The sequence below is a fragment of the Micromonospora sp. NPDC047738 genome (genome assembly GCF_040642675.1).
GTDB lineage: Bacteria > Actinomycetota > Actinomycetes > Mycobacteriales > Micromonosporaceae > Micromonospora.
Genome location: NZ_JBEYSO010000035.1, coordinates 1 through 12,627, shown reverse-complemented (window position 1 = coordinate 12,627; position 12,627 = coordinate 1). Strand labels below are relative to the sequence as shown.

At 74.0% G+C, this 12,627-nt stretch carries 10 protein-coding genes; 6 read left to right on the top strand and 4 right to left on the bottom strand.

Annotated features, from left to right (window positions below):
• Positions 1-99 precede the first annotated feature (99 nt).
• Positions 100-2,652, bottom strand: coding sequence for a DUF6493 family protein (locus ABZ783_RS32290; protein ID WP_357445152.1), 2,553 nt, complete (start codon positions 2,650-2,652; stop codon positions 100-102).
• Entirely contained in the window at positions 2,649-3,983 is a 1,335-nt protein-coding gene (locus ABZ783_RS32285; protein ID WP_357445149.1) for an SWIM zinc finger family protein, read from the bottom strand. The genes ABZ783_RS32290 and ABZ783_RS32285 overlap by 4 nt, the downstream gene beginning before the upstream one ends.
• Positions 3,984-4,098: 115 nt before the next feature.
• On the opposite strand from ABZ783_RS32285, the gene ABZ783_RS32280 reads away from it, so the two are divergent.
• Positions 4,099-4,275, top strand: a complete 177-nt coding sequence (locus ABZ783_RS32280) for a GNAT family protein (protein WP_357445146.1) — start codon at positions 4,099-4,101, stop codon at positions 4,273-4,275.
• Positions 4,276-4,331: 56 nt separating this feature from the next.
• Positions 4,332-4,742, top strand: a complete 411-nt coding sequence (locus ABZ783_RS32275; protein WP_357445143.1) for a type II toxin-antitoxin system Phd/YefM family antitoxin — start codon at positions 4,332-4,334, stop codon at positions 4,740-4,742.
• Positions 4,743-4,835: 93 nt separating this feature from the next.
• Here ABZ783_RS32275 and pgi read toward each other — a convergent pair whose 3' ends face one another.
• Complete coding sequence (gene pgi / locus ABZ783_RS32270) at positions 4,836-6,470, bottom strand: glucose-6-phosphate isomerase (protein WP_357445247.1); 1,635 nt, start codon at positions 6,468-6,470, stop codon at positions 4,836-4,838.
• A gap of 245 nt (positions 6,471-6,715) precedes the next feature.
• On the opposite strand from pgi, the gene ABZ783_RS32265 reads away from it, so the two are divergent.
• From ABZ783_RS32265 to ABZ783_RS32255, 3 genes are all read left to right on the top strand, one after another.
• On the top strand, positions 6,716-8,659 hold the full coding sequence (locus ABZ783_RS32265; RefSeq protein ID WP_357445140.1) for an ATP-binding cassette domain-containing protein: 1,944 nt from the start codon (positions 6,716-6,718) through the stop codon (positions 8,657-8,659).
• 92 nt (positions 8,660-8,751) lie between these two features.
• Positions 8,752-9,801: an aldo/keto reductase gene (locus ABZ783_RS32260; RefSeq protein WP_357445137.1), complete on the top strand. Its 1,050-nt coding sequence runs from the start codon at positions 8,752-8,754 to the stop codon at positions 9,799-9,801.
• A gap of 55 nt (positions 9,802-9,856) precedes the next feature.
• Positions 9,857-10,396, top strand: coding sequence for an RNA 2'-phosphotransferase (locus ABZ783_RS32255; protein WP_357445134.1), 540 nt, complete (start codon positions 9,857-9,859; stop codon positions 10,394-10,396).
• A gap of 178 nt (positions 10,397-10,574) precedes the next feature.
• Here the strand turns inward: ABZ783_RS32255 and ABZ783_RS32250 are convergent, their stop codons facing one another.
• Complete coding sequence (locus ABZ783_RS32250) at positions 10,575-11,090, bottom strand: NUDIX domain-containing protein (RefSeq protein WP_357445131.1); 516 nt, start codon at positions 11,088-11,090, stop codon at positions 10,575-10,577.
• Positions 11,091-11,479: 389 nt separating this feature from the next.
• Here ABZ783_RS32250 and ABZ783_RS32245 point away from each other — a divergent pair.
• On the top strand, positions 11,480-12,627 hold a 1,148-nt coding region (locus tag ABZ783_RS32245), incomplete at its 3' end, for a hypothetical protein (protein WP_357445128.1).

Here is a 12,627-nt window from a genome sequence, read left to right as displayed (position 1 = left end):
CGGTCCAGGGACGCGTTGACCGGCGAGGGCGTCGACCACCTGTGCGCCGAGCTGGCCGCCCGGCTCCGTCGGCGCTGACGCCCCTGCCCCGCCACCCGCTCAGACGTCCAGCTCGGCGGCGAGCCGCCGGGCTTCGGTCACCAGCCGGCTCCCGCCGCCCCGGGCCACCACGTCGGCCAGGCCCGGCACCTCGATCCGTACCCCGGTCGCGGTGGCCGTCTCGGCGGCCAGGGTGAGCAGGTCCGGGGTGCCCCGGGGTGGGGTGGGCGCGGCCAGCAGCGGCGGCAGCGCCGCGGCGAGCAGCCGCCAGGTGCTCAGCCGGGCGCCGGCCGACACCGCGTCGCGCAGCGGCGTCGCCGCCCTGGTCAGCGTCACCTGGCCGTCCGCCGCCAGCGCCCCCAGGTGCCCACCCACTGCCGGCGCGTCCAGATCCCCGGCCGCGGCCAGCATGAGCAGGGCGTCGAGCGTGGCGACCCGGTCCACCTCGTGGCGGGCGCACAGCCCGTACGCCAGGGCCAGGTCGAGCGCCGGACCGCCCGCGCCGGTGCACTCGGCCAGCGCCGGCAGGATCGTGGCGCCCTCGCGGACGTCCTCCTGCGCCGTCTCGGCGATCTGCCGGAGCAGGCGGGCGGCCACCAGGCCCCGGTGCCCGGGCAGTACGGCCGGCCAGAGGTCGTCCCAGCCGCTGTGGTGCTGCCCCACCGGCCGGGGCGTGACGGTGAGCAGGCCGAGCTGGTCCGCCACGCCCTCCGGTGGCGTCGTGGCGACCAGCGTCCGCCGTACCGGCAACCGGTCGTAGCCCCAGTCGTAGGAGCCCGACCGGTCCCGCCGGCCGACGGTCACCACCTGCTGGGCGGGTGCCGGGAGGGCGTCGCCACGCAGCCAGCTGGCCAGGTCGTCGCCGGCCGGCGTGCCGAGTGCCGCCGCGCGGGCCGCCAGCGGCTCGTCCACCACGGCCGGCAGCCGCAGCAGGGCCTGGGTGAGATCCCACCGCCAGACCGGGCGGTCGCCCAGGGCGGCCAACCGCTCGTACAGGGCGGCCGGGTCGAGGGCGCCGGTGGCTGAGGTCGGCGCGGCGAGCAGGCCGGGATCGTCCCGCCCGTCCAGCCGCTGCCCGATCTCGGCGAGCCGGGCGCAGTACAGCTGCGTCAGTGCGGGCCGGCGGGCCCGGTCGACGGCCGGGCCACGGCGGAACAGGCGCCACGTCCGGGGGCGGGACTCGGTGAGCATGCTGGCCCAGTGGCCGCGGCGGGCGGCCGCATCGGCCGGATCGGCGGCGGCCCGCAGGACCCAGTGCAGCTGGACCGAGAGGTTGAAGACCGCCCACATGTGGTCGTACGCGCCCACCCGCTGGCGTTGCAGCACCGGCAGCAGGGCCGCCCGCAGCCGGTCCCCGTCGGTGGTCGCCAGCCGGACCAGCCCGTCGAGGATCCGCTCCACCGCCAGCGCCGGCCAGCGCCCGCCGAGCAGGGCCGACACCTCCTCGACCAGCTCGTCCACCTCGGCGATCGGCGGCGGGGCGGCGGCCGGCGGCGCGGGGGGCGGCAGTTCGTCGCCGGCCACCGGCACGGCGACGGCGGCGGCCGGCCGGTGACCGTGCCGCGTGGCGATCGCGGCCGCCCGGTCCCGCAGGTCCGCCCCCGGGTGCTCGGCGGCGACCGCCACTACGGCCGCGATCTCCGCCGCCCGATCGGGGCGCTGCCGGGCGAGCCGGTCCAGCCAGGACAGCTGTCCCCGGACCAGCGCCTTCTCCGGGCGGGTGAGCACCGCGCGGGACACGTCCAGCAGCGACTCCAGCTCCACATCGACGTCCAGGCTCCGCAGCGTCCGCTGCGCTGTCGTGGCGACCGGCCCGGGCGCGTCCGCGAGCAGCCGCAGATACGCGGCCGACCGCGCCGCCACCTCCGCCGGGGCCGGCGCCAGCAGGTCGTGCAGCGCCAGGAACGGTTGCAGCGCGGTCGGCCGGTCCCCGCGCAGCAGCCGCCCGAGGACGCCGTCCAGCAGGGTCGACCGGTCCAACCGCCCCTCCGCCGCCAACGCGGCCAGCGCCTGCGGCACCGCCTGCCGGTCGCCGCCGGCCCCGCCGGCCGTCAGCTCGAGGCCGACCCCGTCCACCTCGAACAGCCGCGGCAGCAGCACGTCCAGGAACGGGTCGGCGCGCAGCCGGTCGAGCAGGGGAGGGCGCTGTCGGTTGCCGGGGCGCCACCACATCGCCCGCGCCCAGCCTGCGACGAACGCGTCCCCGGTGGGCGGCGCCGCCTTCTCCGCCACCAGCAGGCCCGCGACGAAGTGCCAGCCCTCCCCGGGCTCGTTCCGCCGCAGCCGCTCGGCCAGCCGGTAGGCCAGGTCGGCCAGCCAGGTCACCCCCCGCTGCCGGGCCGTCTCGACCACCGGCTCCGGATCCGCGTCCCCCAGCCACACCGACCGTCGGCCCAGCAGCGCCGCCGCCTTCGTCGCGGTGCTCAGCGTGCCCACGGCGGCCACCGCCAGCGCGGTCGACTCCCTGCCTGACCACCAGTGGTCCCGCCGCCGCCGGACGTGCGCGACCAGCTCGTCGCCGAGCGCCCGGCGGGCCGCCTCGTCCAACTCGACCAGCGCTGCCTGGACAGCCGGAACCTTGCCGCGGACCAGCGGCTCCCAAAAGCCCCTCATGCCTTCACCTCCGCCGGCGCCGTCGCCATCGACACGGCCAGCGCGTGCTTGCAGGGCCCGCGCTGCCCCTGATGCCGCCCCCACCAGCGGCAGGAGCAGGTGTACGCCCCGTCCGGCAGCCGCCGCACCCGGTAGACCTCCGCGCCGCTGCGTACCGTGGCGTGCCCGTCGGTCCACTCGACCGCGCCGCGCTCGACCAGCGCCCGCGCCCCGACCAGGCGCGGATTGTCCCGCTCGGCCCGGCCCGCGTCGTACGGCATGACCCGGTGGAAGTACCCGCCGTCGGCCACGTCGTAGCCGACCCGCCCGGCGGTGCCGAGCTGGGCCAGGGCGGCGCGTACCCGGTCGTCGGACAGGCCGGCCGCGTCGGCGAGCGCGGCGACGTCGATCGTCGGGTCCCAGGAGAGCAGGGCGCCGACCAGTTCGGCGTCGTCGATCACGTCGTCCCCGGCCAGGGCGAGCAGGGCGGCGCCCTCGCCGGAGAACCCGCGGTAGGGCTCGGGGGAGAGGGTCAGCGACAGCCGCAGCGTACCGGTGTCGAGTTCCCAGGTGCTCGCCACCGCGGCCGAACCGGCCCGCACCGGTGGCCCGTACACCCGCAGGGTGCGCGCGTGCCGGAGCAGGCCCCGCAGGGCCGCGAGTCGGCCCGCGCCGGCCAGGCAGACGGCGCCCGGCGTCGGTCGCGAGGTCAGCCGGAGGGTACGCCCGGCGGGCACCGCCCAGAGCACGGAACGGTCGTTGGCGCCGGGGAGTCGACGCAGGAACGCGGCGGCCTCCGCAGCGGGGATCTCGGCGCGCGGCTCGAACGCGGCGGTGAGCACGTGCACCTCGGCGAAGCCGCGCAACCAACGCCCCGGCAGCGGAACCTTCTTCTCCACCACGGCACCGTCCATGGTGGAGACCGTCAGGTCGTCAGGGCCGACAGCCAGGTGCAGCGGCTCGATCCCGCCGACCCGGGCCAGCGCCTCCCGCAGCGGCGGGTTCACGTCGACGTTGGTCGTGCCGTGTCCGACGATGTCGCCGTCGAATCCGGCCGGGACGACGTCCAACCGCGCGTACACCCCGCAACAGCCGGAGAAGGACTCGAAGCGCAACCGGTCCCGGCTGCCCGTCACCACCGGGTCCAGGCTCGCCGGGTTGACCGGCTGGTGGTAGCGGGTGCGAGCCACCTCGGCGACGGCGAGCAGCCCGGCGGCCGCCGCCGCGGGCGTGGTGAGGAAACCGCTGAAGAAGCGCGGGTTGGCGGCCGGTCCGCCGCAGGTCTGAAGGTCGAGACCGGCGGGGCGCAGCGCGGACGGCTGGAGGTATCGGTACGTCTGGACGGCGTTCACGGCGCACACCGTAGGGCGACCGACCGACAACCTCCGGCGGCCCGGCTCCGGCCTGCTAATGGTCACCCGCGCCGCCCGCGTGATCAGGGCGGTCCGGGAACGTGGCATCCACCGGGTGGAGTGGGTGACGAAGTCCGGCAACAAGCGCAGCATCGCCGTCGCCCGATGGTTGGGCATGCGCCGCGACGGCCTCCTCCGCGCGGCCGCCCCGGGCCCGACCGGCCGGGTCGACATGGAGGTCTGGTCGGTGCTGGCACCGGAGTGGACGGCAGGGCCGACGGCCGCCCGCTGACCCGCGTCACCGCCACGCGGCGCAGTTTTGTCGTACCCGGACGTGAACATCTGTCCATGGCTGCCCCCGCCCTGGCCGACCGGTCCCCCCAGCCGCGCGCCCTGCCGCTGCGCGAGGTCCGCACCCGGCTCACCCAGCTCGTCGCCCTCGCCGAGCTGACCGACACCGTCACCGTCATCACCCGCGACGGCGACGCCCGCCCGGTCGCCGCGATCGTGCCCGCCGCGGCGGCGCGCACGGCGGCCCAGGCCCGGGCCGACGCCGAGCGGATCGCCGCGATCAGCGCCGGCTGGTCCCGCCGCCTCGAGGAGCTGCACCGGCAGAGCAGCCGGCGGCACGCGGCCGAGCGGCGCGCGCTCACCGACGCCCTCGCCGAGGTCTGGGCCGAGCTGGAGCGCCGCGTCCCGGCCGGCGACCCGGCGCTGGCCCGGCTCCGGGCCGCCCACGCCGAGTTCCTCCGCGACTGACCCGCGCGACCGGCCCGGCGCCGGCCGGACCGCCACACCTCGGAGCCCTTAGCGGTCGCTCCTCGGCATGGCGGTCACCGCGCCGGAAGGCGGTCAGTCCCGGCCGCGCTGGGCTCGGTAGCGACGGATCAACGCCGCAGTCGACGAGTCCACGTCGCCGAGCTCGGGGTGGGAACCGGTGAGCTTGGGCGCGAGCTGGTTGGCCATCACCTTGCCCAGCTCCACGCCCCACTGGTCGAACGAGTTGATGTCCCAGACCGTGCCCTCGGTGAAGACGATGTGCTCGTACAGGGCGATCAGCTGGCCCAGCGTCGACGGGGTCAGCTTCGGCGCGATGATCGACGTGGTCGGGTGGTTGCCGGCCATCACGCGGTGCGGCACCACGTCGGCCGGGGTGCCCTCCGCCTCGACCTGCTCGCGGGTGCGGCCGAAGGCCAGCGCGGCGGTCTGCGCGAAGAAGTTCGACATGAACAGGTCGTGCATGTCGCCCAGGTCGTGGTTGGGCTGGCTGAACGCGATGAAGTCAGCCGGGATCAGCCGCGTCCCCTGATGAATGAGTTGGTAGAAGGCGTGCTGGCCGTTGGTGGCCGGCTCGCCCCAGAAGATCTCCCCGGTCGGGTACGTCACGGGCCGACCGTCGACGGTCACCGACTTGCCGTTGCTCTCCATGGTGAGCTGCTGCAGGTATGCCGGGAACCGGTGCAGGTACTGCGCGTACGGCAGCACCGCGTGCGTCTCCGCGTCGCAGAAGTCGGTGTACCAGACGTTCAGCAGGCCCAGCAGCGCTGGCACGTTCCGCTCCACCGGCGTGGTCCGGAAGTGTTCGTCCACGGAGTGGTAGCCGGCCAGCATCTCGCGGAACCGGGTCGGCCCGATCGCCAGCATCACCGACAGGCCGACCGCCGACGGCAGCGAGTATCGGCCGCCGACCCAGTCCCAGAAGCCGAACATGTTCTCCGGGTCGATGCCGAAGTCACGAACCCGTTGTTCGTTGGTGCTGACCGCGACGAAGTGCCGGGCGATCGCCGAGTCGTCGGCGTCCAGCCCGGCGAGCAGCCAGCGCCGCGCCTGGTCGGCGTTGGCGAGGGTCTCCTGGGTGGAGAAACTCTTGGAGACCACGACGAACAACGTGCTGGCCGGGTCCAGGTCGACGGTCTTGTCGTGGATGTCGGTCGGATCGATGTTGGACACGAACCGGCAGCTGATGCCCGCGTCCCGGTACGCCTTCAACGCCTCGTAAGCCATCACCGGCCCGAGGTCCGATCCGCCGATGCCGATGTTGACCACGGTGGTGATCCGCTCGCCGGTGTATCCGCGCCAGGCACCCGAGCGGACCCGCTCGGCGAAGGCCGACATCCGATCCAGCACCCGGTGCACGTCGGCGACCACGTCCTGCCCGTCCACCACCAGCGACGCGTCGCGGGGCAGGCGCAGCGCGGTGTGCAGGACGGCCCGGTCCTCGGTGGAGTTGATGTGTTCCCCGGCGAACATGGCGGCGATCCGGTCGGCCAGCCGGACCCGCTCGGCGAGCGCGGTGAGCAGGCGCAGCGTCTCGTCGGTGACCAGGTTTTTGCTGTAGTCCACGTGCAGGTCGGCGACGTCGCCGGTGAGCCGCTCACCCCGCTGCTCGTCGGCGGCGAACAGGTCCCGCAGGTGGGTGCCGCGCAGTTCCTCGGCGTGCTTGCGCAGGGCCTGCCATTCGTCCGTGGTGGTCACGTCCACAGCCATCAGGTCGATCTTCTCCTTCACGACATGGTCTGCCAGCGGGCCGTCGTCGTCCCGCTGCCGGCGACCCCACCAGCCTGCCACCCACCGCAGGTGCGCGCGACGGGACCGGGCATCACCCATTCCTTGGAACGGGCGCCCCGCGCCACGCCGGTTGCGACACCTGTTCGACACGCCGACTACGGGGAGACAGCGTGAGGTAGCGGATCGTACGCTCCGGTCACTGACCGTACCGGTGAGGAGGGCCCATGACGACGGTGATCGGGCCCCGGCCTCCGTCCGACGAGGACGAGCCGGCCGACGGCGCGGCGGAGCCGCTGCCGGAACTGGAGGACGGCCACTGGATGCACCGGGCCACCGAGTTCGCCCACACCAGCTTCGGCTCGGTGGCCCGCCGGCTCCCCGCCCTGGTCCGCGAGGCGGTCGCGCTGGCCTGGGCGACCAGCCGCCGGGACACCCTCGCCTCGATCGGGCTGAACGTCGCCGCCGGCGTGCTCACCACCCTGGGGCTGCTCGCCACCACCGGGGTGCTGCGGCAGCTCTTCGCCGCCGGTCCGACCCCCGACCGGATCCGCGCCGCCCTGCCGGCCCTGCTTCTCGCCGCGCTGGCGGTCACCGCACGCGGCGCGCTGACCGTCGCCGCCGGCTGGGCGCAGGCCCGGCTCATCCCGCAGATCAACTACCAGGTGGAGCTGCGACTGTTCGAGACCACCACGGCGGTCGAGCTGGCCGCCTTTGACGACGCCGGCTTCGCCGAGGAGATGGACCGCGCCCGGGACAAGGGCATGGCCGAGGCCGCGTCGATCGTCGACGACACCGTCAACCTGGTCACCGGGCTGGTGGGGGTGCTGGCCACCGCCGCCGCGGTCACCGTGATCCAGCCGGTGCTGCTGCCCTGCCTGCTGCTCGCCGCCGCGCCGGAGGCGGTGACCGCGGTGAAGATGGCCCGCCGCCGGCACCTCGACTGGCTGGGCCGGGTCACCCGGCGCCGTCGGATGTGGATGCTCGCCCAGCTGATGGCCGACCGGCACACCGCCGCGGAGATCCGGGCCTACCAGATGCGGGGCTTCCTGCTCGCCGAGTATCGCCGGGTCATCGGTCTGGAGACCCGCGCCGAGCTGCGGCTGGCCCGCGCGCTGACCGCCACCCGTGCGGTCGGCCTGTCGATCACCGGGGTCGCCGCGTTCGCTCTCTACGCGGTCCTCGGCGGCTTGCTGCTGACCGGCGTGGTGGCCCTCGCGGCTGCCGCGACCGCCCTGCTGGCGGTGCAGTCCGCCCGGGCCGGGCTGCGGACCGCCGTGTTCGCCACCAACTCGCTCTACGAGGACGCGCTCTACTACCAGGACTATCGAAACTTCGTCGACCGCGCCGGGCAGCGGGTGCCGGCCGGCGGCGACCGGGGCGTCGACGCTGTCGAACACATCGAGCTCGACCAGGTAACCATGCGCTACCCGGACACCAATGTCCCGGCCGTGGACGGCGTCAGCCTCACCATCCGGCGGGGGGAGGTGGTCGCCCTGGTGGGCGAGAACGGGTCCGGCAAGACCACCCTCGCCAAGCTCATCGCCGGCCTCTACCGGCCCACCGAGGGGATGATCCGCTGGAACGGGGCGGACCTCGCCGAGCTGGATCCCCGGCAGACCGCCGGCCAGGTGGCGGTGATGAGCCAGGACTGGCGGAAGTTCCCGTTCACCGCCCGGCAGAACATCCGGATCGGCCGGCACGACCGGGCCGCCGGGCCCGCCGGCCCGACCGTCGAGGACGCCGCCCGCGGCGCCGCCGCCCACGACATGATCACCGGGCTGCCGTTCGGGTACGACACGCTGCTCGACCGGCAGTTCAAGAACGGACAGGACCTCTCCGGCGGCCAGTGGCAGCGGCTGGTGGCCGCCCGCGGCCTCTACCGGGACGCCCGGCTGCTGATCTGCGACGAACCCTCGGCGGCCCTGGACGCCCGGGCCGAACACGCCCTCTTCCAGCACCTGCGGCGGCACCCCGACCGCGCCGTCGTCCTGATCACCCACCGGCTGGCCAACGTCCGGCACGCCGACCGGATCTTCGTGCTGGACCACGGCCGCCTCATCCAGCAGGGCAACCACGACGAGCTGATGGCGCAGGACGGGCCCTACCGGGAGCTGTTCGAACTCCAGGCCGCCGGCTACCTGGCCGAGGCGGGGGAGGGACCGGGCTGACCGGTTGACCTCGAGTGCACTCGAACTCCTAGGGTTGCCGGACCGGCCGCCGCCCGGTCAACGCGGCGTACCCCTCAGAAAGGAACAACCCTGTGCGCTACCGCGTTCTCGGCGGCACCGGCATCCAGGTCAGCACCCACTGTCTCGGCACCATGATGTTCGGCGCGGTCGGCAACCCCGACCACGACGACTGCGTACGCATCGTCCACGCCGCCCTCGACCAGGGCGTGAACTTCGTGGACACCGCCGACATGTACTCCGCCGGCGAGTCGGAGGTCATCGTCGGCAAGGCGCTGCGCGGCCGGCGCGACGACGTGGTCCTGGCGACCAAGGTGCACTTCCCGATGGGGGAGGGACCCAACCGGGGCGGCAACTCCCGGCGCTGGATCGTCCGGGAGGTGGAGGAAAGCCTGCGCCGGCTCGGCACCGAGTGGATCGACCTCTACCAGGTGCACCGGCCCGACCACACCACCGACGTGGAGGAGACCCTCGGGGTGCTCACCGACCTGGTCCGGGCCGGCAAGATCCGTGCCTTCGGCTGCTCGACCTTCCCGGCCGAGGAGATCGTGGAGGCACACCACGTCGCCGAGCGGCGGGCGCTCGGCCGGTTCCGCACCGAGCAGCCGCCGTACTCGATCCTGGCCCGGGGGATCGAGACTGCGGTGCTCCCGGTCTGCCAGCGGTACGGCATGGGCGTGCTGGTCTGGAGCCCGCTGGCCTCCGGGTTCCTGTCCGGCCGCTACCGGCAGGGCCGCACGGTGGACCTCACCGCCGGTCGGCCGGCGCTCACCCCGGTCCGCTTCGATCCGGCGCTGCCCGGTAACGCGGCGAAGTACGCCGCCGTCGAGCAACTCGTCGCGCTCGCCGACGAGGTCGGCTGCACCCTGCCCGAGCTGGCCGTCGCGTTCACCGTCGCGCACCCCGGGGTCACCTCGGCGATCATCGGGCCGCGCACCATGGAGCAGCTCGACGGGCTGCTCAAGGGCGCGTCGCTCACCCTCGACGACGCGGTGCTCGACCGGATCGACGAGATCGTCGCTCCCGGCACCAACCTCTACCAGCCGGATGGCGCCTGGTCGCCGCCCGTCCTCACCGACCCGGCCCGCCGACGCCGCCCCCTGGCGGATCGCGCCGCCGCCTGACCGCCGCCCGCTGATATCCGTCGACCGGTGCGTCGGCGTGCGCCACACTGACGGTGTGGATCATCGTGATCTGGTCCGGGTGAGCAAGCGGATGTCGCTGGCGCTGCGGCACCGCCCGGACCGGTTCGGCCTGACGCTCGACCGGGCCGGCTGGGTGCCCGTCGCCGACCTGCTCGCCGCGCTGCGGATCAGCCGCGTCGACCTCGACGCCGTGGTCGCCGGCAACGACAAGCAGCGCTTCGCCGTCGAGCGCGGACCCGACGGCGTCGACCGGATCCGGGCCAGCCAGGGCCATTCCGTCCCGGTGGACCTCGGCCTGACACCGACCCCGCCGCCGGACCGGCTCTACCACGGCACGAGCGAGAGCGTCCTGCCGGCGATCCGGGTCGAGGGGCTGCGCCGGGGCCGCCGGCACCACGTACACCTGTCGCCGGACGTGGCGACCGCCCGCCGGGTCGGGGCGCGCCGGGGCTGCGCGGTGGTGGTGCTGACCGTGGACGCCGCCGCCATGGCCGACAACGGCTACCTCTTCTACCGCAGCGCCAACGGCGTCTGGCTGACCGACCTCGTCCCCGCCACCTACCTGACCACCTGACCCGCCGCCGCCTCGCCCGTTCCCGCGCGTTGACCATGAAGTTGTTGCCGTGACACGCCGGTGTCAGCGTCGACAAAGATCAACCCGCCGGCTCCGGGTGACTGTGGCGGTCAGGTGGCGGTGACGGGGTGGTGGACGACGCCGCCGAAGAGGCAGAGGTCGGCGGCGCCGACGAGGGTCAGGCCGCCCACCGTTCGGCGAGGAAGTCGGCCAGCACCCGGGTGTGCGTGGAGAAGGCCAGCTCGACGGGCTCGGTGAGGACGACCCACTCGGTGGCCTCCTCGGTCGGTGCCGACGGCGGCAGGTCGCCGACCGCCCGCTCGGGCAGTACGCCGAAGACCATCATGGTGCCGCCCGCCGGCGCCCCGTGCACCGCGAACAGCCGCGCCTGCTCGGCGTCGGCCAGCAGGCCGGTCTCCTCACGCAGCTCCCGGACCAGCGCCTCCGACCACTCCTCGCCGTACTCGATGAAGCCGCCGGGGAGCGCGAGCTGCCCGCGGGCCGGCTCGATGTCCCGGCGGACCGCCACCACGCCCAGGCCGGTCGGCGTCCGGACCGGCAGCACCGCCACCGCGACCGGCAGCGGGTTGCGCCACACCGTCCCGCCGCAGGCCGCGCAGACCCGCGGCCAGCCGGCCTCCGCCGAATAGGCGGCGCCGCAGTACGAGCAGTGCGAGTACGGTGTGACGGTCACGCCGCAGCACGTTACCCGCCTGGCTCGCCGGCCGTCAGGCTGACCGATTTGATTATCTATGATCAGTGATCATAGATTGGTCTGTGTGGAACGTTTTCGGCTTTCCAAGGCCGGGAAGCGTGTCGGTGTTCACCCCGTGGCACATCACGTTTGGGCTGGCTCGGGAGGGTTCCGGTGGTGTGGGTCGGTCGTGAGGGCCGGTTTTTCTGGGTCGGTGTTGAGGCGTTGAGTCGGTGAGCGGGAAGCTGCGGCTGGCCGAGGGTGAGGCGGCCCGGACCGCGTGTGCCCGCGCTGCGCTGCGCGTGGGGGTGGATGAGGCAACCGGCGAGGTGCTGTCCCGGACGGTGCTGGCGCAACGGGTCGGTTGGTGTGCTGACCTGGTGGCGGGCATGGTGGCCGCGCTGGTCGGTGAGCATTGGAACCGCGTGGATGTGGAGGTGTTGGCGGCCGGGGTGGATGCGGGTGGCCGGCGGTTGCCGTCGCACGCGTGGATGGCCGTGCGACGCCTCGGGTGGACGGTCGCCCCGCCTCGGGGTGTGAGGGTCAATGACCGGGTCGTGCGGATGGCGCAGGAGCAGGCGGGGCGTGCTCTTCGTTCGGCGGCTTGGCGTGCTGATGTGACCGCCGGGGTCTTGGCGGTCTGGCCGGCCGATCCGCGTAAGCGCACCCCCGCGGAGTGGGATCAGGTTCGGGCCTCGATCCCCGGCGGCGAGTATTTGCCGTCGAATGTCATCAAGGGCCGGAGCCGGCAGGCCGCCGCGTTTGCGAAAGTTAACGGCCGCCTGCCGGTGGACGTGTTCGAGTTGGAAGGCGTCCCGCGGATTCCGCGGATGTTGCTGTTGGCCGCGTGTGATCGGCAGCAGGCCACGATCGAGCGCTGCGACACTGATCCGGGCAGGGCGCTGCTGCGGCTGCAACTGCCCACCCGTCCGGATCCGCGAGGGTATCGGGACTGGACGTGGGTCGAGTGCCGGATCGCGTTGCCGTCCACGGTTCCCGCCGCGGCGGTGCTGCACCTGCCCACCCTCCGCGTCACCGACGGGACGGTGCGTGCCGACATGGCATACACGCACGCCGTGCCGAAAGCCCGGGCCACCGGTCACTCGGTGGCGCTTGGCGTGGACTGGGGCCTCAACACCCTCCTCAGCGCCGGTGCCCTACGACTGGGTAAGGACGGGCGGATCACGGCGTTGGGGGCTGGTGGACAGTTCCGCGCCGCCGGCGTCCTGGCCAAGCAGCACCGCCTCCGGCGCCTGTCAGAACAGCTGCACGCGAAGGCCGACCAGTACGCGCGGCTCATCGGCGGCCGCCCCGACCAGCTGAGCGCGAAACATGAGGTGCTGGCCGGCGAGATCCGCCACGTGTCCGCCCGTCGCCAAAACTTGAACGATGCGCTCGCGTGGGCTGCCGCCCGCTGGACGGTCGACCAGGCGATCGCCGCCCGGGCGTCCGTCATCTACCTGGAAGACCTGCGGTCGATGGAAGCCAAGGGCATGGGGCACAGCCTGAACACGCGCCTGTCCCAGCAGGTCCGCGG

Coding starts and splice junctions, on each gene's coding strand:
- ABZ783_RS32290 (WP_357445152.1), bottom strand. CDS start 2,652: ATGAGGGGCTTTTGGGAGCCGCTGGTCCGCGGCAAGGTTCCGGCTGTC.
- ABZ783_RS32275 (WP_357445143.1), top strand. CDS start 4,332: ATGGCTGCCCCCGCCCTGGCCGACCGGTCCCCCCAGCCGCGCGCCCTG.
- pgi (WP_357445247.1), bottom strand. CDS start 6,470: ATGGCTGTGGACGTGACCACCACGGACGAATGGCAGGCCCTGCGCAAG.
- ABZ783_RS32265 (WP_357445140.1), top strand. CDS start 6,716: ATGACGACGGTGATCGGGCCCCGGCCTCCGTCCGACGAGGACGAGCCG.